We start from the raw sequence: 26,469 nt of genomic DNA, 5'->3' as shown, positions 1-26,469 counted from the left end.
GCCCTCATATTACCACCATCGTCGGCAAGGGCTTGATGAATTCCTGCCGGAGACTGTAAGTATAAGCACCCTGGGTGGGGATCAGCAGAAGATCGCCGGGCATGATGGCCTCTCCCCAGTAAGCATAACCCCAGACATCGTGGGGGGTGCAGAGTGCCCCCAGGATATGGCAATGGTGCTCGGTCATTGCCGGCCGGGAGAGATTGAGCACGGGAAAATAATCGGTTTCGTAACGCTCCCAGCCCACCGCATTGGTACCGGCGTCGGTGATGACGAGGTCGGGCGCCTTCCGGTCGACCACCGAAACGAGGATGTGCATGGCGTCATTGACGAGCCAGCGGCCGGGCTCGAAACAGATCCGGCAGGGGGTAAGGGACCGGAGCCGGCTTTGGACGACCGGTCCCAATGTCTCGGCAAATTTTTCGATGGGAAGGGACGGTATCCGGTATCGAGGCGAGGCGGTTGCAACGGTCTGTCCCATGGCTTTTCGGATCAACCCTTCGGGTGTTCCGCCGGAGTGGAGCCATTCGCCCTGTTCAGGCCAATAGCCCCCGCCGATGTCGATAAAGGCGATCTGCGCAAGAAAGGCTTCCGGCATTTTCCGCAGAATCCTGCTCAGCAGCTCGATAAAGGCGGTCTGGGCGTCGGGAGAGAGATTCCAGCTAGTGTGGAACTGAAGTCCTTGAAGTCGTACATGAGGACAGTTCCGGGCGGTGTCGAAAAAGGCGACGAGACGTTCCGGTGCGATCCCGAATTTGCGCCAGAGTCCGTCGGCGTTGGTGGTCAGGCGGACACCCGCACGAATCCGGCGTCCTCGTGATGCGGCTGCCGCCTCCAGACGTGACAACTCACCGAAACTGTCCAGGAGGATCGTTACGCTGTCGGCGTGATCGATCGCCATGTCAAGCTCTGCCGTCGTCTTTCCCGGTCCGCTGAAAATGATGTCTTTTGCCCCCAGATCTATGGCTGCGGCTAATTCCGGACCGCCTGACACATCCAGTCCGAATCCCTGTGACATCAATGTCGCGGCAACCGCCGGGTGATTGTTGCTCTTCATGGCGTAATAAAACCCCGTCTCCGGCAAAACGTCCTGAAAGGCCTGGATGAAGCGGCGTGCGCGTTCCTTCAACACCGAGGTTTCAAGGAGGTAGATGGGAGAAGGATGGTGCCGGATGACGTCCAGATAAAAAGTGCGTCGGTCAAAATGACGGCGCACGAAGGCCGCGAGGGATGCTTCGGGAAAGGGCGGCAGGGACTGTTCAATGATCCGGTCGAGGTCCGCCGGTTTGATGGGAACGTGGGCGTCGTTCAGCATGGCGCCATTCTCAACGCTATCCGACCGGCCAGGTCGTCGCACTGGCGCGTTAGTTCCGTCCCGTTTTCAGACGGGGTGAAAATGACGTGGCCAAGGAGCCATGAGTCGTAGTCCTCGGGAGGCATCCGGATCGTATCCGAAGGCTTCCGGATGATGGTGACCTGGGAAACCCGGGGATCTGCGGCCAGGCGGCGCCAGTCGATCTCCTCCACCACCCCCGGCCTATCGGCAAAAAGACGGAGGCCGACGTACGATTTCAGCGGGTTATGCGACTTCAATGCGATCTGCCGATTTTCTGCAACATCGAGAGAGAGCTTCAGCATGTCGATACCCATGGATTCCCGGATCAGAAAGGGAAGGCAGTCTCCCCCCGGCCGCGGGCTCAACTCCAGAAGCCGGATGTCACCATTCCTGACGATCAGATCCACCATACAGACTCCCTTGTAGATCCCCAGCGCTTCGGCGCCTTCCCGAAGTCGACGACGGAGATTCGTCGCCGGAATGTCGCCTGGAAGATCGTCGATCAGGACATACCCCCGGATGGTGCCGAAGGGACCCTTGGGAGAGCGAATCTTTCGGGTCAGGCGGATAATCCGGATTTGACGGTTTTCAATGATGAAGTCGCAGCTGAACTCCTCCCCTTCAATGAATTCCTCCGCGATGATGACGGGACCTTCGGCCGGATCGACCCTGTACATCCGACTGTGTTGCCTGCGGCGGAGTCCTCTTTCGATTTCCGTGAATGCCGTCCGGCTCTCCTCCGGCCCTCGGCAAGCGAAGACCAACTCGCTGCCGCTGCCGGTGGCGGGCTTCAGAACGATCGTTCCTTTCGTTTCCCGGCTGAAGGCCTCAGCGGCCTCGATCGAGGATATGCGACGGGCCTGGGGACAAGGAATCCCTCGTACCTTCCAGGCCGCTTTTGTCGCGGCCTTATCCCGACACCGTCGCACCGCCTCGACGGACGGGTAGGGCAGGTTGTGGATACTCGCGACGACAGCGGCCAGGATCATGGATTCACAGTCGAAGCAGGCAATGCCGGAAAGTTGCAGTCGCCGGTCCTCCAGGTGGCGTTCCAGGGCGTTCAGTACCTGAGGCGTATTCGTCAGGTCACAGAGAATCTCCTCGTCGGAAGGCGGAGAAGGTTCCGTCGCCTGATGCCGGACGCCGGGGTCGGTAAGGAAAAAAGCCCTCCCGGGTGAGGTGCGGCGAATCCAATCGATGTAATCGGTGGTGGTACCCACGACGAGCACCCGGGGATCAGCAGACACTTTCGGCGCTCCGGGTTCGGGATCCGATCGCCTGGGGGCGTCGATGCATATCGGCAGGCGTGGTTATCCGGGACGGGAAGCGCATCCTCGGGCAAATCTGCAGCTGTTTTGCTTCCTGCTGAACGGAAATCCGGAGTTGATAAAGCGGCCGTGGGGTGAGGTGGAAACGCTCTTTCCAACCGAAATCCCCACACAGAAAGTCGACCGAGTCCAATCTCATCCGGCAGGCCCATTCCAGATGATGGAAATTGATCAGCTTGGCGATGCCGGGGAATTCGGGGTTGGTGCCGCCGGCCAGCACCGTGTAGTTCGAACCCTTTCGGGGTACATCCAGGACGGCCCCGACGTCCACGGCTGCAATCCTTCCGCCGATCAGTATCGTGGTAATTCGAAGCATCCCCTGGGCGTAGAGCCACGCCATCATTTTTTCGAAAGACTTGAGAAACCGAGGGTCGCTGAAATAGGAACGACTGCCGAAGGCCTCGAGATTCATTCGAAAAAAAGGATCGACATCGCTAAGGTCGTTGTAGCGGTAGGCGATTCCGGGCGCTGTTACGGCGGCCATCTCCCGACCGATCTTTTTGCGAGATTTTCCTTTGAATTCTTGCAGATAGGCATCGAACCGATACTGGTATCGTCCGGGGAAAAAAAGGTAGCCGACCTCATCCAGCTCCAGGGGCTGAATTTCGGAAACCAGGGCGGCGTGGGACATGTAGCGCAGATGCACGCTGCCGGGAACACGGTCCAGGAGAGCCCTCGCGACGCCTGTATCGGCTGCGGTGATCCGGTTCTGTTCCAGCCAGGTTTTGCCCGCCCACAACTCTCCCGGAAAAAAACCGAAGCTTTCCGGGTCGTCCATCCGGCTGAGAGGCAGCAATCCAACGGTGTGACCGTTTTCCTCGGCCACGATGAAAAAAGGCTCCCGATCGAAGGCGGCGGCAAAACAGGTCCGTACCGGCCATAAATCGAAGATATTTTCCACCGGACGGGCGTTCTCCCAGATTCTTCTGCATAGGTCGAAGTCTTCAAGCTTTCGGATATTCAGCATGTCAACACCTTGGGATGATGCATTCGTAAAATTCGATTTTCCGATATGGACAACGATCCAAACGGGTTCGATCGGCCAGGGCTTTCAACCTGAAACGTCCGGATAGAAGACGTTCAGGAATGTCCGACAATCGGTTAGGCACAAAACATGCCAGGGATTATAAATAAGATATCCTTTTGATATGACAATAGATCATGAAAGGAAAGATTTCAGCACCGTTGCCGCCGGCAAAGAAAAAAGTATTTATATACTATTATTTTTTGAAAATGGTATATAGGTGCTGATATTGTCGGATCATGGACAGGCATTGCCGACACGGCGCAGGTTCGGCAGAGGATCAGGGAAAAGGTCGATTGTAACAATTTGATAACAAGATTAAAATATTCATGATGATCGGACGTGATATGTGGCTCGGAACACGTATTTCAGGATATTATCGGTATGATCATACCGTATTTGAGGAGCGCGTATGTTGATTAAACTGGTCCTGGCCGTCCAGGACAAACGGCTTCAGAAATATCTGGCCCAGAGCTTTTCCCTCTCGGATATCCGCGTGGAATCCTTTGGGAACCTCGTTTCTCCCTGGCAGAAGGTCATGCGCAGCTGCGGAGACATCATCGTCATCAGCGAGTCGATCATCCCCCGACCTTCGGAATCCGGTATTGCCATGCTGAATGATCTGCCGGAAAACCCGACGACGGTCATCCTCCACGATGGGGATTCCTCCGAGGAACACGCTCAACTCGTGGCCGCCGGCGCCGACGTGGTGCTTTTTTCCGGGGTTTCGAAGAAGCGACTCCTCGAGGCCATCGAGACGACCCTGGAATCCCGGCGACAGTTGATCCAACTGAATCGCTTTCATCCGAAGCATCCGACAAAGCCGCAGTTGTCGGATTTTGTCCTGGAAAGCGACAGCATGCGGATCTTCATCGACGAGGTTCGGCAGGTGAGCACAAGCAATTCACCGCTGTTGATCATGGGGGAGACGGGTGTCGGCAAGGAGCACCTGGCCAAGGCTATCCACGCTGAAAGCCCCCGCGCTACAGGCCCCTTCATTGCCGTCAACACGGCCGCTCTGCCCGAACAGATACTGGAAAGCGAGCTTTTCGGGCATGCGGAGGGGGCATTCACCGGCGCTGTCAGATCCCGGCGGGGAACCTTTGAGCTGGCCCACAACGGAACGATTTTTTTGGATGAGATCGGTGAGATGCCGCTCCACCTTCAGGCGAAACTGCTTCGGGTTCTGCAGGATTACGAGGTGAAGCCCATCGGCAGCGAGAGTCCCATTTGGGTGGATGTCCGGGTGATCGCCGCCACCAATCGCGATCTGGAAAAGGAGGTGACCCGGAAAAATTTCCGGAAGGACCTCTACTATCGGCTGAGCGTGGTGACCCTGACGATACCGCCCCTTCGGAAACGCAAGGAGGATATCCCTCACATGGCCCGTCATTTTCTCGATCTTTACCGATACAAGATCGGTCGGGACGTGGAAGGGATATCCGACGCGGCCATGAAGGCGTTGAGTCATTATGAATGGCCCGGAAACGTCAGGGAACTGATGAACGTCATTGAACGGGCCATTCTCATCTGCCACGACAGTGAAATTTCAGTGCGGGATTTACCCTCGGTATTCCACGACAACGGTGTCTTGTCGACCCGGATCCTGGACGGCGGTTTGCCGAACCTGGAGACTGCGTGGAAAGGCAGAACGCTGCCCGAGGTCCGGGACGAGATGGTGAGTCACCTCGAGCGGCGCTACATCGAAATGGTACTCCGGAAGACCGGGGGCCGTGTCGGGAAGGCCGCACGTATTGCCGGCATTCACCCTCGGGGGCTGTATGACAAGATGAAGACCTTTGGCATTCGCAAAGAGGATTTTAAACGATAACCGCGGCGCGGTTTACCGCGAAGGGTTTTCCCCCGAGACGGCGGACATCTGAAGGAAACATACGGCGATCAACGTAAGGGCGATACCCGGCAGAACGGCCCACCCGATATCCGTGCTTCCCATGGCCCATTCCATGCCGGCTACGACCGACGGCGTCAGGAAGGTATAGGCAACAACACGATTGGGCCCGAGCCTCACGGCGGCAAACTGAATTATCCAGAAGGTTACGGCCGTGGAAAGTACCGCAAGATAGGCAAGTCCCAGCCAAACCGAGGCGTTTGGAAACGCAGGAAATCCGGTTTTAACGAGGGTCGCAACCAAAAGGGCCAGGGTGGCGGTCAACAGGCTGTAGAAGGTAAATCGTACCTTGGATTCATTCCGCTGGAGTTTTTTGAGGGCGAGCACATGGACGGCAAGGTTGAGGGTGCCGAGGAAGAAGAGCATATCTCCCCGGGACAGTTCCAGAGTCGCCATCCGCTCCCAGTCGCCTCGGAAAATAACCCATACGGCGGCGGCCATGGACAGCCCCAGGACTCCCAATTGAAGGCGTCGGACCGGCTCCCCCAGGAGTCCGCCCAGGAGCGCCGTCATCAGAGGCACCGTGGTATAGATGGTACTGGTGTTGATGGGAGTCGTCGATTTGAGGGCCTCGAACATCAGGATGAAGAAAAAACCGTAGCTGCCGCCGACGACGGCATATCGTCCCAGGTCCCGGAGCTTCGGTCTGCGCCGTGCTTCCTTGAGAAACAGCAGCATGAAAGAGAACACCAGCGTGGCCGACAGGAATCGCCAGAAGGTGAGGACGGTGGAGTCGATCCCGGGAGTGATAGCCGCCACTACCGGAAAAGATCCCGCGACAATCAGCGTGTGGATGATCATGCCCAGGTGTCCTCGTCTGTTTGCCATTTTTGCGTCCCCCTATCGATAGACGGCGAGGAAGACCATGAAAATGTGCAGGATGATCACTGTCGGGAGGAGGGCGGCCTTCAACAATCCCACCGCAGATATGCCGTTTTCGAAATATTTCTTTAACAATGATTGCCCGGCCGGGTTGGGCGCGTTGGCGATGATGGTCAGTCCGCCACCGCTGACGGCGCCGGCGACGACGGCGTATTTGAGCGAGCCGGTGAAGTCGGGCACCAGGGTACTGAGAAAGGTGATGGCGGCATTGTCGTTGAAGGCCGTCAGCACGGCCGCCCCGAGCATCAGGGGAATCTCGGACAGGTTTGACAGTACGGGCTGAATCCACCACCCCTGAACACCGCCGTGGATAACGAGACCGCCGAGAAAAAAACCGACGAGAATGGCCGGTTTGAGTTCGATCCGATTCTGGAATGGTGCGGTGACCGAGGCAAACCCCAGGAAAAAGAGAAGCCCTGGAATGAAGAGTTCGGGATGGTGGGCGTTGAGGATGGTCCAGCCCATGAAGAGGACATGGATCACCATGATCCAGAAGGGTACCGGGTCTTCCCGTTCATCCCAGTCAGGATCGATGAATTCTGCGCGGTCTTCCTCCGGCAAAAGTCCCGGGAGGTTCTCTCGCATGCGATTGAGGAGAATTTCATTGAAGCGCTGATCGAACGCCTCGCAGGCCAATGCGCGATCCACTCCTTGCGGCAGGCCCTCGGTCAGATAGGTAGTGAGGAGGCGGCTTCGAATTTCCTGGGCGACGGTGCTGACCTGCTGCTGGACGGTGGCGAAGATCTGGCGCTGTGCGTTGATGAGGCCGCCGACCTTGTCGAATTCGGCCTCCACCATGTCTCTGCTCAGATAGGTGGCGCGGATATGGTCCCGGAGGCTTCGAACCGCGAACTTGTCTTCCAACTCCGCCATTTGATCCTTGAAGATCAGAAAATAGACGCTGTTGACGATCAGGATGCCTGTGGCGGCCTTCCATCCGAAGGTAAGCATCATGAATGACGTGTCCCAGTGCCAGACATTCGCTACCATCAGAACGGGCGGAGCGGCGAAATGGGTGAGTGTTCCCCCTACCGAGATGTTGACGAACAAGAGCCCCAGGGTCGCGTACTTGAGCGGTTCGCTTGGCTCGAGTTCATAAAATTTACGCGCCAGCAGAAGGGCCGAAATGGTCATGGCGGCCGGTTCGGTGATAAAGGAGCCCAGAAGCGGTCCCAGTGTGAGAATGGTAAACCACCAGGATTTGAGAGTCCCGCCGAACAGATTGGCGACCTTCAGCATGATCGTTTCGGAAAGCTTCAGAATGGGGCGAGTGGCCGCCAGGATCATAATGACCACGACAAAGACCGGTTCGGTGAAATTGACGGTGGAGCTGATATAATTGACAACGGTTCCCCAGTCGTGAAAGTAGGTGATGGCGGCCACGAGAATCACGACCCAGACCCCGAAGATCACCTCGACCTCGCCGAGGAAATGAAAGAGTTCGGCGCCGTGGTGAACCGAATTTCGCGGTGCCTGGCCGTTTTTGATCCGAAGATCGTGTTCACGCTCCCACTGGTGGGCAATGGCTGTGAATTTGCTTGCCAGAAAGGTATGAATGATGGCGGCGAAGAAGATCAAGGTAGCCGCCAGGTTGAACGGCTCCATTGCGATGCGGTGTTTCAAGACCGCCGTGATGCCGTCGTGGACGGGATCGTCGTAGCTTGTGAGATTACGCGGAAATGCGGGCTCTTGAGCGATAGCTGCGGATAACAAAGACGCAGCCCAGAAGGTGATGACGAGGCAAAACAGAAAGACTCTCCATGTTCGGGGCATATGCGTCCTCCGTCGGTTTTCGTCGCCGATGCTATAGAAAGGCGCGGCATCGTGGCGTTGTGGAAGCAGGATTGAAAACGATGAGTTGTTTTTATCAGAACATCTTAAATATGCCAAGACCCTAAAGCAACGCTGTCAATTCTTCAACCCAAAGTGCTCCGGCGACGTGACCAGGCCGGCACCGAAAGTCGTCCGGAGCGTCGATCGAATCGAGACGCTCCGCTGTATCGTTTCACCCGACGTTGTGGAACGGATTGATGTTCTTTTCCTGCTTTTGTGTGGGGAAGTGCTGTAAGACGACCTCCTTCACACCCGGAACGCTTTCGGCAAGCCGCTTAATTTCGGCCAGAGCGGCGCTATTGTCGGCCGACGTCCTGTTGATGTTTGCAATGTTTACCATCCCATTCTCGGCTGAGACGCTGATCGTCGGGTCGAGTTTTGTCAATTTCATCTGAACTCTGGCCGCCAGCGCCAGGTTTTCGAGAATCTGTTTCGATTCCGACGTGGTTTGGAAAATAGGCTTTTGGGCGGTTTCGGCCAATATGTCGACGGCGTCATCCACGGTCAGATTTTTGATGTTCAAGACCATGTCATACAACCGGCTGTCCCAGGTATCCGTGCCGTAAAGCTGAAGGCTCCATTTCCTTCGCTCCTCGTCATCTTTTTTTAAGATATACCGAGCTTTTTCGGCTGAGATGTTCTCTCTTTTCATCTCCTCTCGAACCCGATCCTCCATGTCGGCGATAATTCTGACCTTGAGAACATTGGGGATGTCTGAAAGAAGATAGTGACCCGCCAGGCCGTGATAGACGACATTGTCCTTCAGAACATGCAGGAGGAGGGCGGATCGGATGTAGTTGACATATCGCTCCTTGCCGTGTGAAAAACGTTCCAATACCGTAGGAGCGTCATGAAGCGCTCTCACGAGCTTTATTTCAGGGATATCGAATTCATCGGAAGCCTCAAGGAGGATGTCGCGGGATAGACATGCATACCCCAACTTGCGGGCCAGCATTTCCGCGACGTCCTTTCCGCGGCTGTATGATCCTCTGGAAATAGTGATGATAGCCATAATGATAATCCTCGTCTTAAATGGGTTGACATTGCTCAGACATGGTGAGGCAGCCTCATAGTCAGGCGGTGCACCGCCATGTCGTCTTTCACGATCAGGATCGTTGCATTCTTGCCCATGCCGCAACCCGTGTCGATGACCGCCATCATGGCATATTCTCCGGGCGTCACGCCAGTTTTTTTTTCGGTGCGGGCAAGGCCATGATCGCCGATTACTTGCTTCATATTTCAACATAGGCCATATGTTATGACAGGCAGAATGGAAATATGCTTTGATTTGGGAGGCGCGAGAGGGAAGTGTTACATCGTGTTGGTTTTGTGGTCGACATGAAATTGAACGTGCACTAGAGTATATTATGGAATCTTCCCATAAAACACGGAATGATTCGTCCCTCGTCGAGGTCGGAAAGCATTTCCCGAAAGGGGGCGGCAGGTTCACGCCCAGGAGCGACGGTTGATCCGTCAACCGCCGTCGTCAGGGCAAAACCGGAAGGAGGACTGATGAAAAGAGTTCTGGTCACCGGAGCTGTCGGACAGATCGGATCGGAACTGGTCGTGTATCTCAGAGGGATTCTCGGAAACGACAATGTCGTGGCCGCCGGCCACACGAAGCCGCCCGATCCGTCCTTCAGGGAATCCGGACCCTTTCATTTCATCGAATGCACCCGGATTGAATCCGTCGCCGATCTGGTGAAACGTTACAGGATCGATACGATCTATCACCTGGCGGCGGTGCTGTCGGCCAGCGCGGAAAAAGATCCTCAACGTGCCTGGCAGGTCAACATGGGCGGTCTTTATAACGTCCTCGAGGTGGCGCGGGAACATCAATGCGCTGTATTCACCCCCAGTTCCATCGCTACCTTCGGCCCCGGCACCCCCCTCGACAAGACGCCTCAGGTGACCATTCAGCGGCCGTCGACCCTTTACGGCGTCACCAAGGTGAGCGGCGAGCTGCTTTGCGACTATTACTTCAAGCGGTATGGGGTGGATACCCGCGGGGTCCGTTATCCCGGACTGGTTTCATACAAAACGCCTCCCGGAGGAGGAACCACCGATTATGCCGTGGAGATCTATGTCGAGGCGGTTCGCCGCGGACGCTATACCTGCTACCTCAGAGCCGACACGCGACTGGACATGATGTACATGCCCGATGCGCTTCGGGCGGCCGTCGAGATCATGGCGGCGGACCCCCGACGGCTCAAACACCGCAATGCCTTCAACATCACGGCCATGACCGTTTCTCCGGAGAGTATCGCTGCCGTGATCCGACGGTTCATCCCCGAATTCTGCCTCGATGTCGACGTCGATCCTCTTCGCCAGGGGATCGCCGACTCCTGGCCCAACAGCCTGGATGACCGCGCTGCCCGCGAGGAATGGGGGTGGGCCCCGCGGTATGATCTGGCCGCCATGACCCATGACATGCTCGTCAACATATCGAAGCGCTCGTGAGTTCGGGAAGGCGGCCGCCGGAATCGATGTCGGCGTTTAATCGGCTTGACGGCGGTGGGGTCGTGATTAGGTTTTTATTATACGATTCGGAATGACGACGGCTCTCAACCGGGAATTGACGGAAAAGGCGATCGCAAAAATCCGACACCCAAGGAGGTGGATTATGTTGAACATATGCGCCGGTCTCGCCGTGGCGATATTGATTGTCTTTACGATGTTCAATCTTTTTCTGCCCTACGCGCTTATCGCTCTTGCGGCCATTGTCCCTTTGGGCTTTGCCTGCGGCGTGATCAGCCGGGCCAGGGGGCGAGACTGCAAAATGGGAATTTGCGGCATTTGATAGGAGGTTTTTATGAACGATAAAACCGAACTCCTGAAAACGCTTTATGAAGTCCTCGGCGAGGAAGGTTGTGGCATGTCCTGCGAGGACGCCGATATTTTTCAGGATGAGGACGGTTGGAAATTGAACCTGGAGGGCTTCATGGAACCCTGGAATCTGGGAAAGACCCTGACCGAAGCCCGTCAAAGCATTCGTGAATACGCATCCATGGGATTTGGTCTGCACTGACCCTCTCGCACGGACCTTTCCCGTGTTCATAAGGGCCGCGGTTTTTCGTTGCTGAAAAGCCCGCGGCCCTTGGATTTCATCGCGTGTTTCGTGCCAATTCTTCATGCCCCGCCTTCGATGAAGGCTGCGGCACGTCGTTATCCGTATAAATTGATGGATTGCTTGCTACCTCAGGCCTGAAACCGAATCAACACGTCGCCGGCCTCCACCGCCTGACCGACGGCGCTGACGACCTCCGAGACGATGCCGTCCACCGGGGAGGCCACATCGCTTTCCATCTTCATGGATTCGAGTACTACCAGGGACTGTCCGCGGAATACCCGGTCTCCCGGCTGGACGGGAATTCCCACTACCAGCCCGGGCATGGGGCAGACGAGAACGTTGTCTGCGGGTCGTTCGATTCGGGTGGGCATGTATTTCATGAGATCCCACTCCCGGGGCGTATAAATTTCGAAGACGCGGGTGATGCCGCTGAATGCGACGTGAATGAAGGACTGCTCAACCCGCAGCCGAAAGCGGTGTATCCTGCCGTCGATAGTGAGGTTGAGACGGCGACGATAGAACTCGAACTCGGGCGTTTCGACCGCGTAGACCGTGGATCCCACATGGACGGTCCAGTGGCGGCCGGCCGTTACGCCCTCGAGAAGGATGTCCATCACCTCGTTTCCAGACCGGACAGTGTAACGGTGGGCGCTCTCCACGGCTTTTTTCCCGCCGATCCGCGACACCATGGGCCGGAGGGAATCGCGGACGGCAACTGTGCGGACATGGTAGATCAATGCCGCCGTCAGAGCCGCTAATTCCAACGCCCTGCGGTCCTCGGAAATTTTCGGTCGGCTGCCTTCGAAGTGCCGATCGATGAAGTCCGTGGCCAGGTTTCCCCGGACGAATGCCGGATGGCACAGGATGCTGTTGACGAAATCGATGTTGGTGACCACGCCCTCGATGTGATAGCCGTTCAGGGCTTCCACCAGCCGAATACGGGCTTCCTCCCGGTCATTGCCGCAGCAGATGGCCTTGGCCATCATGGAGTCGTAATAGACGCCGATGTAGCTCCCGGTCTGGACGCCGCTGTCGACCCTGACGGCGCTTCCCCTGGGTTCCGCATAACGGGTGATCATGCCGGTGGACGGGATGAATCCCCGATCGGGGTCTTCGGCGCAGATGCGCGCCTCCATGGCCCAGCCGGTGAAAGTGATGCCCTCCTGGTCGAAGGGGAGCCTTTCCCCTGCGGCAATTTCCATTTGAAGCGCCACAAGATCCAGTCCTGTGACCATTTCAGTGACCGGATGTTCCACCTGGAGCCGCGTGTTCATTTCCAGAAAGTAAAATTCGTCGTGTTCGTCCAGAACGAACTCCACCGTTCCGGCATTGACATAGCCGGCCTGTCGGGCCAGGTCGCAGGCGGCTTGACCCATGTGCCGGCGCAAGGCCTCGGAGACGGCCGGGGACGGCGACTCCTCGATGATCTTCTGGTAGCGGCGCTGGATGGAGCATTCCCGCTCTCCCAGATGGACGACACCACCGAAGGCATCGGCCAGGATCTGAATCTCCACATGCCGCGGCTTTTCGATATACCGTTCCAGGAAAATCCGACTGTCCCCGAAGGACTTCAGGGTCTCCTGGCGGCCGGCCGAAAAGGCGGCTTTCATTTCCTCGGGTTTTCGGACGATGCGCATCCCTTTTCCGCCCCCGCCGGCCGCAGGCTTGAGCAGGATCGGATAGCCGACGGCGTCCGCCGCGGCCAGGGCATCGTCTTCGGTGTCCAGCGCATCGGCGTGGCCTGGGATGATCGGAACGCCGGCCTTGACGGCCAAGGCCTTTGCCGCGATCTTATCGCCCATGGCGGCGATGACGGCGGCCGGCGGACCGATGAAGACGAGCCCGGCCTCCATGACGCTTTGGGCGAAGGCGGGGTTCTCCGAGAGGAAGCCGTAGCCCGGGTGAACGGCCTGACAGCCGGCGGCCTGGGCGACGGAGATGATCTTGTCGGCGTTGAGATAGGACATCTGGGCATGGGGCTTTCCGATGTGCACGGCCTCATCGGCCGTTTGCACATGGAGGCTTCGGCTGTCCGCGTCGGAATAGACGGCTACGGTGCCGATGCCCAATTTTCGGCAGGTGCGGATGATGCGGACGGCGATTTCGCCGCGGTTGGCGATCAGAATCTTCTCGAACATGCATGCCTCACAGGGGAATGTTTCCGTGTTTGCGTTTCGGCCTTCTGGCTTCCTTGCCTTCCAACACCTGCAGGGTGCGGATGAGTCGGTGGCGAGTATCGCGGGGAAAGATCACGTCGTCGATATAGCCCCGTTGGGCCGCCAGAAACGGATTGGCGAAGGTACGGCGGTAGTGGGCCATTTTTTCGTTCAGAACCGCATCCGGGTCCTGGGCGGACTGAATCTCTCTGCGGTAGATCACCTCGGCGGCGCCTTTGGGCCCCATGACCGCGATCTCCGCCGACGGCCAGGCATAGTTGACGTCGCAGTGGATGTGTTTGGAGTTCATGACGAGATAGGCCCCGCCGTATGCTTTTCGGACGATAACGGAAATACGCGGCACCGTGGCTTCGGTGAAGGCGTAGAGCAGCTTGGCGCCGTGGCGGATGATTCCGCCGTGCTCCTGATCGGGGCCGGGCATGAAGCCCGGAACATCCACCAGGGCGATGAGAGGAATGTTGAAGGCGTCGCAGAAACGGACGAATCGACCGGCCTTGAAGGAGGCGTCGGTGTCCAGGACACCGGCGAGGACTGCCGGTTGGTTGGCCACCAGACCGACGGTCTGGCCGCCCAACCGGCCGAAGCCGCAGATGATGTTGCGGGCGAAATCCGAGTGGACCTCCATGAACTCGGCACCGTCGAGGATGCTGAAAATCAGCACGTTCATGTCGTAAGTCTGGTTGGGGTTTCCGGGAATGAGATAGTCAAGGGCCGGGTCGGTGCGGTCCGCCGGATCGCGCAGGTCCAACAGCGGTGCCCTTTGTCGGTTGTTGGAAGGCAGATAGCTGATAAGACGCCGAACCTCGCGCAGGCAAAGCACGTCGTTGGGGAGGGTGAAGTGGGAAACGCCGCTTTCCCTGGCATGGACCCCGGCCCCGCCCAGATCCTCCGCCGTGATATCCTGGTGGGTGACGGTTTTGACCACGCTGGGCCCGGTGACGAACATGTACGAAGATTCCTGCACCATAAAAACAAAATCGGTGATGGCCGGACTGTAAACCGCACCGCCGGCGCAGGGGCCCATGATGCAGGATATCTGGGGTACGACGCCGCTGGCTTCGACGTTTCTGTGAAAGATTTCGCCGTAGGCGGCCAGAGCATCTACGCCTTCCTGGATGCGGGCGCCCCCGGAGTCGTTCAGGCCGATGATGGGCGCGCCCACCTTGACGGCCAGATCCATCACCTTGCAGATTTTTTGTGCATGGGCCTCTCCAAGGGAACCTCCGATGACGGTAAAATCCTGGCTGAACACGAAGATCTCGCGGCCGTCTATGGAGCCGTGACCGGTGATCACACCGTCGCCGGCGTAGGTTTTCTCAGCCTCCAAAGCCCCGCCGCGTCCGGTTTTGAGCACATCGAATTCTTCGAAAGTGCCTTCGTCCAAAAGGAGATCGATCCGCTCCCGCGCGCTGAGCTTGCCCTTTTCGTGCTGGGCGTTGATTTTTCGTTTGCCGCCTGCGGCCAGGGACTCGGCCCGCAGTGTTTCGAGGGTTTCAAGGGTGGCACTGTATTGGGCATCCATGGTCATTGCCTTTTCGAAAGAATGGGAAAGTTTGGGGCCCGGCACCGCTATCGGGTCACCATCATGAAAGTTGAAAGATGAAAAAATAAATTATCAGAACCGGAACTCGAAAGTAAAGCTCTTCGTACGCCGGAAGTGCTGGCGCGGACGGAACATTCGACTGCCTATCCGTGGGGCGGCCACAGAATGGGAAGCAATCCGACCGACACGAGCAGCGAAATGATCGTAATGGGAACGCCGACCTTCACATAATCGAGAAAGCGATAGCCCCCCGGGCTCATAACCAGCAGATGGGCAGGATGTGACAAGGGGCTGGCAAAGCTCGAGGAAGCCGATATGGCCACGGTCATCATTAACAGATGCGGCGAGATCCCCAAGGTGTCGGCGGCGCTGAGTGCCACCGGCGTCATCAACACGACCAACGCCGCCGTGGGGATGATCTGCGTGCCGATTACCGTCACGGTAAAGAGGGCGGCGACCACCCATCGAGGGCCGAAATCCCCGACTGCGGCGATCAGCGCCGAAGCTCCCATCTGGGCTGCTCCGGTATTTTCGATGGCCGCCCCCAACGGCAACATGCCGGCGATCAGAAACACCACCTTCCATTCGATGGCCCGATAGGCCTCTTCCATGCTCAGGCATCCGAAAAGTACCATTACGGTCGCCCCGGCGACGGCGGCAATTGAAATGGGAACAAAGCCGAGAATGGCGCTCAAGAGGACGGCCAGCATAACGGCCACGGCGATGTGCGCTTTTTCCAGACGGGGTGCCCGCGCGGCGGCCTCGTCCAGAACGAGAAAATCGGGGTTGCGGGCCAGGGCCTCCAGGTTGCGTCTGTTTCCATAAACCAGTAGGGCGTCACCGAACTGCAGCGGCATGTCCTGAAGCCCGGTGCGATAGGCGCGGCCCCTGCGCCAGACGGCCAGCACACTGATGCCGTAACGTTCACGAAACAGCAACTCGGCAAGCGTTTGTCCCGCAAGGGTGGTCCTTGGGGAGAGCAGTACTTCCGTCGCACCGATCTGCTGGGATTCCAGCTCGGCAATCAGCGTCGGGGACTGGGCTTCGATCTCCAGATCCTGCAGGCATTCAAGTACTTGAAGATCCCTGGCAGAGCCTTGGAGCACAAGCAGATCGCCCGCCTGCACCTTTTCGGTTGGAGAAGGCATGCACAACAGAGAATCATCCCGCACAAGACCGACGACGGTAAGACCGAATGCGTTTCCCAGGCGACTCTCCACCAGATCGTGATCGGCCAGGACCGAGCCCTGCGGAACCCGCACCGAGAGCAGCTCGGTGCGGCCGCCGGCAAGGGATTTCAGGTCGTCCGCCGCCACGAAACGTAATGCCGAGACGAACTCCTGACGCGACAGCGCTTCCAGTGCTTCCGGTTCCCCCTGTAACAACAGCCGATCGCCTGCCGTGATTTTGTGACGTCGCAGGTTCTGGACATCGCCTTCGATGGGACAGTGGAGCGCAATGACGTGAACGCGATGCTCCCGTCGCAGGCCGCTTTCCGCCAGGGTGGATCCGATGAGCGGCGATCCTTCGGGGATCAGGACCTCGGCTGCTTGCAGGCATTTCGGGAAAAAATCTTTAACCCGGTCTAACGATTCGACCTGGAGGTGCAGACTGCCATGATAGCGTTGCGCCATGTCGGGGTTACCGTGCACGATAAGAATGTCTCCCGACTGCAGCACGCTTTCCGGACGGGGTGCGAGCATCATGATGCCCTTACGTTTGAGCGCCAGCACCGTCAGATAAAGGGCCGACCCCAGTCGGCTCTCGGCGAGGGTGCGGCCGTCAAGGGGCGATCCCGCTGGAATGTGTGTGGTAAAGATATGTGTATCAAGTTGGTAGGAGGCCCCCAATGTTCGGCGATCGCCGGTATCTCCGCCGGTAGTGTGCCGGGGGAGGAGACGGCGGCCGATGAGTACCATGAAGGCGATGCCGGCCGTCACGATAACCGCGGTGATGGGTGTGAAATCGAAGATGGCGAAAGGTTCCAGGCCGGCATTTCGGAGCGCGTCGGTTACTAGAATGTTGGGCGGTGTGGAGATACCGGTAAACGGACCGCCAAGGAGACATCCGAGGGCCAGCGGCATGAGCAGTCGGGAGGGCGGCCGCTCGCTCCGCCTTGCCAGCTCCATGGTCGACGGCAGCAGAATGGCGGCCACCGTCACGGTGTTGATGAGGGCGGACAGCAGGCTTGCGGCGGTCATCAAGGCCACGATGAGCACGGCTTCACTCTTTTTGGAAAAGCGCTGCAACGGCTGTCCGAGCTGATGGGCGATGCCGGTGCGTGTGAGCCCCGCCGACAGAATGAACAAAGCCCAGACGGTGACCACCGCCGGGCTGCTGAAGCCGGCCAGTGCCTCCGCCGTGGTGACCAGTCCCGTCAACGCCAGGGCCGCCAGGACCAGCAGCCCCACCACATCGACCCGTACCCAGCCGCCGATAAACAATACGAATGCCGTCGAGACAATCGTCAACAGTGCAATGAGGTCAAATGACAAAAAGTGCTCCTTAAAACTGGTGAGAATCAGATTTCATAACAGGGGGCGAAACTAACAAAAGCCGAAAGTCGAGGTTTCCATTAAAAAAACTCAACAAGCCTGTTGCCTCAAGCGTCGAGCCAGATAGGCGCTGGTCATCGCCAGCGATTCTGGGTCGAGATAATATTCCGCGCGTTTCTGAAACAGTACGGTGCATGTTGCGGGAAATTCGTCATCACGATCATTGAACAGCAGCAACAGCGCGATGTGAGGCAATGCATCGAACCGGACAGACACATCGTATGCCGTTTCCATTTCCTGGTGAACGCCGTTCAGTTCGGCACACGCCGTTTCGAGATCCTTCAGGCGGTTCGAAAAATGGTTTTCAATGGCCCTTACGGTGTCGCTGGCAAAATAGTTGACGTTTGTAAACTGTGCAATCTTTTTGAAATCCTTGAAGGCCGTCCAGTCCGTCTCATGATGGAGGACGTCCGGATAGGACAGTAGATATTTTGAAAGAATCACCATGACCGAATACTCGGGGCGATTCCCGGATGCATCCACGATGCCGCCGTTGGAAATGAAAAAACGCGTGTTGAAAAAAGGCAGGGTTATGACCCCGGCGTCATACTCAATACCCGGCTTTTTTCCGATCTCGGCGAAGTCGATCTCTGATAGGCGCGCCAGGTAATGCTGATAATTTTTTTCTATGGTATCTGATGGATTCGACATCATTTTCTTCCATGCTTTTCTTGCGTGACATCAGTAGTCCAATTCCGGATGCGCTTCATGCCGAGGACCGGCAGGGATATACGGTAAGACAATTTGTGCGGCAGCATTGGTTTTGAGACAGACAGGATTTCTCTCATCGAAAAGTGTCTTCTGGATGCGCAACGCTGCTGTTTCCTTTTCGTCAGGGGCGGATCGTTCGTCCGGCCGGGCGATAAAAGGGGAGAGGCATCTGTGTCCGATGTTATTCAGGATTATTTGTCAATCGGCGGTGGTAACCTCAATCCGATGGAGGGTACACCGCCGTAACCGGTTCCATTGGATGTTGGATATATCGTTCAGCCAGTTCGATATATAATTTTTTGCCCCAGCGCCAGAATTCAGTGTCTTTCTCGCTGACCTCCCGGACGATTTTCACCGGATTGCCTGCTGCCACGACCATCGGCGGAACAATCTGTCGTGCTTTGACGACACCGCCTTCAGCGATAATGGCGCCTTCGCCGATTTCCGACCACAAACTCGTAATGGCACCCATTCCAACAACCGCCATTTTTTCAATAACCGCCCCGTGAATAACGGCATTATGTCCGATGGTGACCTGGTCCTTGATGCGATTTTCTTCATTGGGGGGCGCATGCACGATTGCGCCCTCCTCGACGGCTGTTCCGTATTCGATGACAATTCTGCCGTAATCGCCTCTCAGGATGGCACCATGCCCTATGTAACAATTGTCACCGATGGTCACGTCCCCGATGACCGTGGCGGTTTCACTGATATACGCGGTTTTGGAAACCCTTGGTGTTTTCCCGTCAAATTTATACAACATAGGGGCTGCTCCCTTGAGAGTTTTGTGGTATTCAGACTTTACAAACCGGTGGTGATCCGGGGCCCGCATCCTTGATAAGAGGAAATTATGGGCAAATTAGCATAAAATGTCGAGAAAGAGAATGAAAAATTGAGGGGGTTGACATTTCCGGAAACTCGCTTGCCCTCAAACAGTCCGGGCCGCTGATCCAGAAGTGGAAAAAGCCGGTGCGCGTGGATTGAACCGGTACGGGTGTCTGGTAATGATGGACCAGATCTTCAAAAATGTAGAGCACCGCATATGGAATCTGCGAATAGAAGCTTTTTATCGGTTTTGGTCATGCTGTGCATGCTTGTCGTCGGGTGCGAGGATACCGATGTCAATCTGGCGATTCAGGCCGGGGCCGATGCCGTCCGGGCCGTCACCCTGGACGACGAAGAGGTGGCGCGCCTGGCCGCTCGCGTCGCCCGGGAATCGGACCTGAAACACGCAGTGGCGCCGCATGATCATCCTCTTGCGCGACGGCTTCGCCGGTTGGTCGGCGACGATGCCGGATACGACGGTCAAGGATTCAATTTCAAGGTCTATCTCTCGCCCACGGTCAACGCCTTTGCCATGGCTGACGGGACCATCCGGATTTATGGCGGGTTGATGGATCTTCTGGACGATCGCGAACTGCTTTTTGTGATCGGTCACGAGATGGGCCACGTGGCGGCGAAACACATCAAGGAAAAGATCATGTTGGCCTATGCCGGCAGCGCCGTCCGGAAGGCGATCGCCTCTCAGCAAAACGGGATCGGTGCCATCGCCGGATCCGCCGTCGGGGCGTTTGCCGAAACGTTGCTCAACGCCCAGTTTTCCCAACAGGAAGAGCGGGAGGCGGATGATTACGGTGTGCTCTATTTGAGAAAACGGGGATATGACCGACAGCCTGCTGTTTCCGCTCTGAACAAATTAGCGACCCTGGGCAACGGCCACTCCTTCCTGTCGAGTCACCCATCCCCGGGAACACGGGCAAACCGGCTGATGGCGGACGGGTACGATCCTCGTGTATCGACGGAATTGTCTCTTAAGGACCGGATTTGGCGCCGGCTGAAAATGTTTTGGCCTTTTGGCGTATAGAGACCGGCCGAGCCATTGACTCGGCCTTGGCGGTCGATATTTTCGGTCTTGAATGATCTTTTCCCCTAACCTTCACCGCTGCATCCCTGGGGATGTGCACGCTGGTGATGTTCATGTCGTCAAGGACCGCCGACTTCAATAGGTGTTTATTGAGCGCGCCCAGTGTGATATCAATATAATATCAGATGCGGGGGATGAACCGAAGGTTATGAGATTGACAATTTTTCAACGCCTGACGGCAGGCTACCTGGCGATCATGTTCATGGTGCTTTCCTTCGGCGGTTATACCGCGTTCCAACTCAACCAACTCACCCGGATCACTCATCTTGCGGCCGGCGTCGACAGCGACGTTATTTTGATGGCGGAATCCTTGTCTACAGGACTTTATGGTCTGGTCGCTCTTGAAAAAAAATACTGGATCTCCAGAGACAAGGATTTCTATGCGCTTTTTTTAAAACGGCGGCAGGAATTTCTGAAACAGCTGGAAAAACTGAGCGCACTTCTTTCCGAAACCGAATCGAAGCGTTTTCTCCAACATGCCCAGGAATTGAGTCAAAAATACTTCAAGCGGGTGGATATCCTGGCAACCCGGTCCGATGTCGCGCCTTCCGCGGGCTATGTGTCTGAAAGAGATAAGCGGATTCATAAGATTACCGCATCCCTGAATCAGATTTTTTTGGCGGGCAACAAGGCAAGAAACGAGAAAATCCGTCAATCCCAAACCATCAGCGCAAGGATTTTCCGATTGACCGTGGGTTTCGCGGCAGCTTGTATTTTGGCAGGCCTCGTGATTTCTCTGCTGACCACGAGGCGCATCGTCCGCCCCATTCTGGCGCTCCAGCGTACAACGCGCGAGATTGCCGCCGGCCGCTTCGTAACCGTGGAGGTGATGCGGGCCCCTCCGGAAATCCGTAACCTGGCTGAAGACTTCAACGTCATGAGCGAGAGGCTCAAAGCGCTTGATGAACTGAAGGAGGATTTTGTCAGTCATGTGTCCCATGACCTCAGGACACCGCTGACCGCCATATGGGAAGCCTCTGAGATGCTGATCGCCGGCACCTTCCAGGATGATCCGGAAAGTAGCCGCCGTCTGCTGACAATCGTTCGTGATGAATGCAAGCGGCTCATCGTTTCAGTCAACCGCATCCTTGATTTGTCCCGGATGGAGAGCGGGATGATGGATTATGAATTTGAGGAAATCGACCTGAATGATGTGATTCAGTCCACTGTTTTCAAGCTCAGCCCTATCGCACAGGCCAGAAAAATTCGCCTGCATTTCAATCCCCGGCCAAACCTGCCGCCGGTCGTGGCGGATGCGGAGAAGCTGAATCAACTGCTTGAAAACCTGATCGGCAACGCCTTGAAGTTCACGGATTCCGAAGGCAGCGTTGCCCTGGAAATCCTGGTTTCGGAGTCCGGCCGGGACAACATCCTGGTTTCCGTCGCCGATACGGGCTGTGGAATCGATCCGGAACATCTTGAAAGTATTTTTGAAAAATTCAGAAGTATTGAAAAAGGAAAAGATATCCCAAGGGGCTCAGGTCTGGGTTTAGCGATCGCTAAGCACATTGTGACGGCCCATGGAGGCACCATATGGGTGGAAAGCAAAAAAGGCACCGGCAGCACGTTTTACTTTTCTTTGCCGCATGCTTAATGTTTCTGATGATGACGATCGGATGCCGGACGGCTCCCAGGCCTTTGGTGCCGGAGCCCTACAGCCCGGAGGATCGACAGGAATCGCGGTTGCTGGATCAGGCGGAATTATTCCTGGATAAAAAAGACTATTCAGGCGCAATGAATGCCGTCAGAGAGGCGATATCCTGCTGCAGTGGACGATTTTCCGATCGGGCCGTGCATCTTCTGGGTATCGTGCTGTCGGCTCCGGATAACCCCGCGGGCATTCGTAACGACGCGATTCGTTGTTTCAAAACGCTGGAGGTTTCATTTCCGGATGCGGTATACGGCCCGGCTTCCCGGTGTTGGGCCGCTGCCTTGAATGAATTCTCGGCCCGCGAAACCGAGACCCGAGACCTGAAGAAAATCATTCAATCCCAGCGTAAAGAGATCCGAATGCTGGAAAGACAGCTCGAGCAACTGAAGGCTGTGGATCTTGAACTTCAACCTCCCAAACTCGGTGACGAATCTCCTCATGAATGATGTAAAGGACCAGCGGTACACCGCCACCATATTGACGGTCGATGATGAACCGAGCATCCTCGAGGTGATGAGAATGCGGCTCGGTTCCCACGGCTACCGCGTGCTGCCGGCTGCCAACGGTCGAGAAGCCCTGGCGTTGGCAAAAGACAACATCATCGATCTTGCCGTCATTGATTACAAGCTGGACGGCGAAGACGGCGTATCCCTGATGGAAAAACTGCAGGTGGCGCAACCGGATCTGCCCGTGATTATCCTGACCGCATATGGCACCATCGCAAAAGCGGTGGATGCCGTGAAGCGCGGTGCATCCAATTACCTGACCAAGCCGTTTGACGGCGAAGAACTGCTTCAACAGATTGCAGCCTGCCTGGAAAAAGCCGTACCGGATCGCGGAAAAAGTCCATTCGAGACCGATGCTGGAGATCTCCCCGGGGCCTGTGCCCGGATTATCGCCAGAAGCAGCCTCATGAAAGCCGTGCTGGCCAAGGTCGCCCGGGCCGCCGTGACCGATGCCAATGTGTACATCGAAGGTGAAAGCGGAACCGGCAAGGAGTTGATCGCCCGGTGTCTTCATGGCCTCAGCACGAGAAAGTCCGGTCCGTTCATCGCGATCAACTGTGCCGCGATCCCTGAAAATCTGCTTGAAAGCGAACTGCTGGGCTATGAGAAGGGTGCCTTTACGAGCGCCGATCGGCGGCGGGAAGGACTGTTTGCCAGAGCCGACGGGGGCAGCTTTTTCTTCGATGAAATATCCGAATTGTCCCTTCCCATGCAGGCCAAGATCCTTCGTATTCTGGAGGAGCGGGAATTTTATCCTTTGGGCGGCAACAAAAAGATCACGGTCGATGTCAGGATCATCGCGGCCTCGAATCGTAACCTGGAGAAGCGGATACAGGAAGGATTGTTTCGCGAGGATCTTTTTTACCGGATCCATGTGATTCCCATTTTACTTCCGCCGCTTCGGGACAGAAAGGAGGATATCCTGCCGTTGGCCGAACATTTTCTTGCCGAATTCAGTGAAGGGTCGGGCAAATCCATAAAAACAATTGAGCCGGCCGTCGTCCGAAAGTTGATGGAATCGAAGTGGCCGGGCAATGTGCGAGAGTTGGAAAACGTAATGGAATATGCGGTGGCCATGGCTGCAGGTGATACGATCACTTCGGACCTGATTACCGGCCCGATGGATGAGAAAGACACCATTCCGTCTTTTCGGGATGCCAAGGAAACCTTTGAAAAAGAATATCTTATACAGCTTTTGGAGCTAAGCGGGGGAAACGTCAGCCAAGCGGCGAAAACAGCAGGCAAATACCGGGCCGATTTTTATGTTCTGCTTCGCAAGCACGGATTGGATCCCATGGATTTCCGGGATAAACGATGAGGTTGCGTTGAGATTGGAATCTAAACTCCGGATATCCGGCATCCCGCCGAAAAGAAATAAGACCCTCAACTTTCATAGACCGTATCTTTCCGCTCACCATCATGAAAGTCGACAGTTGAGTCAGAACGATGTGTCAGGGAGAGAATGAAACGGGGATGTGTGAAAGATGCATAGATTGAATGTGTTTTCAACCCTGTTGATCGTGATATTCGCAGGTGTGTTCGTTGCGGGCTCAGGTCGGGCGACACAGCTTGGCGAGGACAACAGCTACCACCATCTGCCGAACCTGCTTCGTCCATCTGATCAGTCTCCTGATTTCATGGCGCTTACCGACTTTGAAGAGGACTATGAAGAAACCGTCCACAACGCCAGCCTGGCGTACCTCAACACACATTCGAAACTGATCCAGCGTATTCGTGACGACCTGGGAACCCGGAAAATTCGTTGGCACCTGGAGAAACTGTCCCACAGGCTTCTTTATGCACCGGAAAATCGAGGGGACGTCGCCGAATTGTTCGCCGACTACTGCAGAGAAGTCATCGAGGATCTGTTGGCCCGAACAGGCCTGGTTAACCCTTATTGTTCCATCTCGACGATTGTTGAAGAGCGTCCGAACCTTGTTGACAATCAGGGCGTTAAAGCGATTATTGTCCAGGATCTTGCCAGGGAATATATCGCCCGGTATCAATTCAGCGGTAATGACCGGAAACGCATCGAGATCAGTCTTTCCGGCCGGATGACGGTTAACGAAGTCGGCTCTTACGCCAGCAATCTTCAGTATTCGGAAGAGACTCATGACTGGGAATTTGTTCGGGACCGGCATACCGTCTGGAAAAGTGTTTCGGCCAACCCATATACCGTGCTGATGACGCCCTTGGAAGAGACGCTGCACATCGCGCTTCGAAAATACACGGAAAAGGCCATTATGGATGCGTTAGTCCGAAAAAAAGAGAGCCCTTCTCTGCCGGAAATTCAACAGATGATGCACGAGTGGCTTATGGTGGAGGAGGCCATTGTGGGCGGCCTCGTCTACAAACTCATCCCGGATGTGGTGATCAAACGAATTCCAACGCTTCCGATGGCGTGGGTTCACGCCGACCTCGAAACCAAGGCCCGGTTTGACAAGTACCGTTTCCTGCAACAGGGCATTGCAGTGGTGGAAAGCCGCGGTCTCAGGGAGAGTATTCAGTTGTTTGCTCATGATCCGACGGCATTTCGAACCTTGTTGACCGAGCCGAGTTAACCTTTCCGACCCGTTTCAGCGACTGCTCCCCTTTATTTATACATCCGAAAATCACATCCTGGAGCCATGGGCAGCCTTCCAGCATGAGTGCTTCTGCCGGAATCACGCCTTTCACGACGCCCGTCACAGCCCGTAAGCAGCATGATTGCGCCTGCAGACACCCCCCGAAAATCCGATGAAGGAAAATCCCTTCAGTGAATTTCAGCAGGGATGGCCGCTGCTTAGCGTGTTTCCGCGAAGAGCGTCCGCAAATATTGTAGGGTTTTGCCTACACATGCATCCATGAGTTGTGCCTTCGATTGTGTCAAAACTCACTGTTTTTATTGTATTATTTTTATATATTCCAAATATGGCATGCTTGTTGCTTCTCAACGTTGCAACGAACGGCTTTGCTGCTCGAAGCGTTACGGCAGCTCCCGGAAGCGGCCTTTGCCAGGGGATAAGCCATTGAACCCTTATCAGGGAGGTTCTCACCATGAAGAAAAAGTATGCATGGTATGTCCTTGCAATTGGATTGGCCATAACATTGGCCCTGATCGGTACGGGGCATGCCGGTTGGTCCGGAGAAGACAAGTCCGAGGCTGAAACCGGGAAGTCCGGCGTTATGGAACCCCGGGACCCCGGGACCGATGCTGAAGCGGTTGCGCCCGGCGGTGATCAGATCGTGGTGTCCGGAATGATCAATGACAGCAGCCAACTCGTCGATGACAGCGGGTATGTTTATGAGTTGGCCGATACGGGTCAGGGAGCGGAAGTGAAGTCCATGATCGGCAAGAAAATCCAGATCAAAGGCACCGTCCTGGAAGAAGAGGGACGGGCATCCGTTGAAGTGCACGATTACACGATCCTTGAATAAGAATATCAGTCCATCATCTCGTTGGAATGTATCACCTGGAAAGGCGGCGGCGCCGCCTTTCCGCTTTTGAAACTTGAAATCGACCTGCGAGATTTCGATTTGACCGTCGGCGGTTTGTCCAGACAAAGCGATCTGCTGTAAAAATCGGCCGCTCTCGCCCGGCGTGTGCGGTGTTCGACGTCGCAGGATCCGAAAAAACGCTTTGCAACATTAGCTTAAGGATGGTGTTTCATTGAAAAACAAAACATCTTTGTTTAAAGTCCCGGGTGGTCCTTCAATATCGTCTTTTCTCTCGGCCGGGTCCAAATGGCTGGATCAGAGGACGATGGACCGATCCGTCAAAGGTCTCATCATTGGACTTTTGGCGGTTTTGCCGGTCGCATATGGGGTGTTCTGGGGCGACTATCTGGAGATGCTGGAAATTTTCGTCTACCACCGGGAGACCTCATGGTCGGTCGGCGTGGTCCGGATTTCCCTCTGGATCGCCCTGGCGGCCCTGGTGTGGCGCGTCTATCTCGTTTACACTTACCGTCCCGCAGCAGCCTGCACCGATCAGGAGCTGCCCCTCTGTTCGGTTATCGTGCCGGCGTACAACGAGGGCGC

Annotated in this window: 22 protein-coding genes and 1 pseudogene; 11 read left to right on the top strand and 12 right to left on the bottom strand. The window is 56.1% G+C overall.

Annotated features, from left to right (window positions below; translation table 11 throughout):
- Positions 1-4: 4 nt before the first annotated feature.
- The 3 genes from AB7S84_RS03380 to AB7S84_RS03370 are packed head-to-tail and all read right to left on the bottom strand — an operon-like array spanning position 5 to position 3,631.
- The gene (locus tag AB7S84_RS03380; protein WP_020876891.1) at positions 5-1,315 is read right to left on the bottom strand and encodes a diaminopimelate decarboxylase family protein; all 1,311 of its coding nucleotides are present in this window, start codon (positions 1,313-1,315) and stop codon (positions 5-7) included.
- Positions 1,309-2,583 carry an ATP-grasp domain-containing protein gene (locus AB7S84_RS03375; protein ID WP_428152905.1) on the bottom strand — a complete coding sequence of 425 codons (1,275 nt, stop codon included), beginning with the start codon at positions 2,581-2,583 and terminating at the stop codon, positions 1,309-1,311. The genes AB7S84_RS03380 and AB7S84_RS03375 overlap by 7 nt, the downstream gene beginning before the upstream one ends.
- On the bottom strand, positions 2,573-3,631 hold the full coding sequence (locus AB7S84_RS03370; RefSeq protein ID WP_020876893.1) for a GNAT family N-acetyltransferase: 1,059 nt from the start codon (positions 3,629-3,631) through the stop codon (positions 2,573-2,575). Before AB7S84_RS03370 ends, AB7S84_RS03375 begins: the two co-directional genes overlap by 11 nt.
- Before the next feature lie 469 nt (positions 3,632-4,100).
- Between AB7S84_RS03370 and AB7S84_RS03365 the strand changes: the two genes are divergently transcribed.
- On the top strand, positions 4,101-5,519 hold the full coding sequence (locus tag AB7S84_RS03365) for a sigma-54 interaction domain-containing protein (RefSeq protein ID WP_020876894.1): 1,419 nt from the start codon (positions 4,101-4,103) through the stop codon (positions 5,517-5,519).
- A 12-nt stretch (positions 5,520-5,531) separates the two neighbouring features.
- Here AB7S84_RS03365 and AB7S84_RS03360 read toward each other — a convergent pair whose 3' ends face one another.
- The 4 genes from AB7S84_RS03360 to AB7S84_RS03345 all read right to left on the bottom strand — a co-directional run bounded on the left by AB7S84_RS03360 (position 5,532) and on the right by AB7S84_RS03345 (position 9,548).
- Positions 5,532-6,425: a DMT family transporter gene (locus AB7S84_RS03360; protein WP_428152902.1), complete on the bottom strand. Its 894-nt coding sequence runs from the start codon at positions 6,423-6,425 to the stop codon at positions 5,532-5,534.
- 12 nt (positions 6,426-6,437) lie between these two features.
- Entirely contained in the window at positions 6,438-8,252 is a 1,815-nt protein-coding gene (locus AB7S84_RS03355) for a putative Na+/H+ antiporter (protein ID WP_020876896.1), read from the bottom strand.
- A 232-nt stretch (positions 8,253-8,484) separates the two neighbouring features.
- A complete protein-coding gene (locus AB7S84_RS03350) occupies positions 8,485-9,324 on the bottom strand; it encodes an AAA family ATPase (RefSeq protein ID WP_020876897.1) in 840 nt (279 codons plus the stop codon).
- Between the two features lie 35 nt (positions 9,325-9,359).
- A complete protein-coding gene (locus AB7S84_RS03345) occupies positions 9,360-9,548 on the bottom strand; it encodes a hypothetical protein (protein WP_040415655.1) in 189 nt (62 codons plus the stop codon).
- Positions 9,549-9,824: 276 nt separating this feature from the next.
- Between AB7S84_RS03345 and AB7S84_RS03340 the strand changes: the two genes are divergently transcribed.
- The 3 genes from AB7S84_RS03340 to AB7S84_RS03330 all read left to right on the top strand — a co-directional run bounded on the left by AB7S84_RS03340 (position 9,825) and on the right by AB7S84_RS03330 (position 11,340).
- A complete protein-coding gene (locus AB7S84_RS03340; protein WP_020876899.1) occupies positions 9,825-10,772 on the top strand; it encodes an NAD-dependent epimerase/dehydratase family protein in 948 nt (315 codons plus the stop codon).
- A 163-nt stretch (positions 10,773-10,935) separates the two neighbouring features.
- On the top strand, positions 10,936-11,112 hold the full coding sequence (locus AB7S84_RS03335) for a hypothetical protein (protein ID WP_020876900.1): 177 nt from the start codon (positions 10,936-10,938) through the stop codon (positions 11,110-11,112).
- Between the two features lie 12 nt (positions 11,113-11,124).
- Positions 11,125-11,340, top strand: a complete 216-nt coding sequence (locus AB7S84_RS03330) for a hypothetical protein (protein WP_020876901.1) — start codon at positions 11,125-11,127, stop codon at positions 11,338-11,340.
- 170 nt (positions 11,341-11,510) lie between these two features.
- On the opposite strand, the gene AB7S84_RS03325 is transcribed toward AB7S84_RS03330, so the two are convergent.
- The 5 genes from AB7S84_RS03325 to AB7S84_RS03305 form a co-directional block, all read right to left on the bottom strand.
- Positions 11,511-13,520 (bottom strand): acetyl-CoA carboxylase biotin carboxylase subunit, encoded by a 2,010-nt coding sequence (locus tag AB7S84_RS03325; protein WP_020876902.1) that lies wholly within the window; start codon positions 13,518-13,520, stop codon positions 11,511-11,513.
- 7 nt (positions 13,521-13,527) lie between these two features.
- Positions 13,528-15,081: an acyl-CoA carboxylase subunit beta gene (locus AB7S84_RS03320; RefSeq protein WP_020876903.1), complete on the bottom strand. Its 1,554-nt coding sequence runs from the start codon at positions 15,079-15,081 to the stop codon at positions 13,528-13,530.
- Between the two features lie 164 nt (positions 15,082-15,245).
- Positions 15,246-17,597 (bottom strand): SLC13 family permease, encoded by a 2,352-nt coding sequence (locus tag AB7S84_RS03315; RefSeq protein ID WP_020876904.1) that lies wholly within the window; start codon positions 17,595-17,597, stop codon positions 15,246-15,248.
- 90 nt (positions 17,598-17,687) lie between these two features.
- Positions 17,688-18,308 (bottom strand): DUF3786 domain-containing protein, encoded by a 621-nt coding sequence (locus AB7S84_RS03310; protein WP_020876905.1) that lies wholly within the window; start codon positions 18,306-18,308, stop codon positions 17,688-17,690.
- 277 nt (positions 18,309-18,585) lie between these two features.
- Complete coding sequence (locus AB7S84_RS03305) at positions 18,586-19,131, bottom strand: gamma carbonic anhydrase family protein (RefSeq protein WP_020876906.1); 546 nt, start codon at positions 19,129-19,131, stop codon at positions 18,586-18,588.
- 279 nt (positions 19,132-19,410) lie between these two features.
- Here AB7S84_RS03305 and AB7S84_RS03300 point away from each other — a divergent pair, with 279 nt between their 5' ends.
- From AB7S84_RS03300 to AB7S84_RS03270, 7 genes and pseudogenes are all read left to right on the top strand, one after another.
- Positions 19,411-20,232, top strand: a complete 822-nt coding sequence (locus AB7S84_RS03300) for a M48 family metallopeptidase (RefSeq protein ID WP_428152895.1) — start codon at positions 19,411-19,413, stop codon at positions 20,230-20,232.
- Between the two features lie 208 nt (positions 20,233-20,440).
- Complete coding sequence (locus AB7S84_RS03295; protein ID WP_020876908.1) at positions 20,441-21,886, top strand: sensor histidine kinase; 1,446 nt, start codon at positions 20,441-20,443, stop codon at positions 21,884-21,886.
- A gap of 8 nt (positions 21,887-21,894) precedes the next feature.
- Complete coding sequence (locus tag AB7S84_RS03290) at positions 21,895-22,389, top strand: hypothetical protein (protein WP_144016487.1); 495 nt, start codon at positions 21,895-21,897, stop codon at positions 22,387-22,389.
- Complete coding sequence (locus AB7S84_RS03285; protein ID WP_052018571.1) at positions 22,382-23,767, top strand: sigma-54-dependent transcriptional regulator; 1,386 nt, start codon at positions 22,382-22,384, stop codon at positions 23,765-23,767. The genes AB7S84_RS03290 and AB7S84_RS03285 overlap by 8 nt, the downstream gene beginning before the upstream one ends.
- Before the next feature lie 166 nt (positions 23,768-23,933).
- The gene (locus tag AB7S84_RS03280; RefSeq protein WP_020876911.1) at positions 23,934-25,010 is read left to right on the top strand and encodes a hypothetical protein; all 1,077 of its coding nucleotides are present in this window, start codon (positions 23,934-23,936) and stop codon (positions 25,008-25,010) included.
- A gap of 475 nt (positions 25,011-25,485) precedes the next feature.
- Positions 25,486-25,866 carry a hypothetical protein gene (locus AB7S84_RS03275; RefSeq protein WP_020876912.1) on the top strand — a complete coding sequence of 127 codons (381 nt, stop codon included), beginning with the start codon at positions 25,486-25,488 and terminating at the stop codon, positions 25,864-25,866.
- A 325-nt stretch (positions 25,867-26,191) separates the two neighbouring features.
- Positions 26,192-26,469, top strand: a pseudogene (locus AB7S84_RS03270) (glycosyltransferase family 2 protein); the annotation flags it as partial.

The organism is Desulfococcus sp. (genome assembly GCF_050178255.1).
Taxonomy (GTDB): domain Bacteria; phylum Desulfobacterota; class Desulfobacteria; order Desulfobacterales; family Desulfococcaceae; genus Desulfococcus; species Desulfococcus multivorans.
This window is presented reverse-complemented; position numbering and strand designations above follow the sequence as displayed.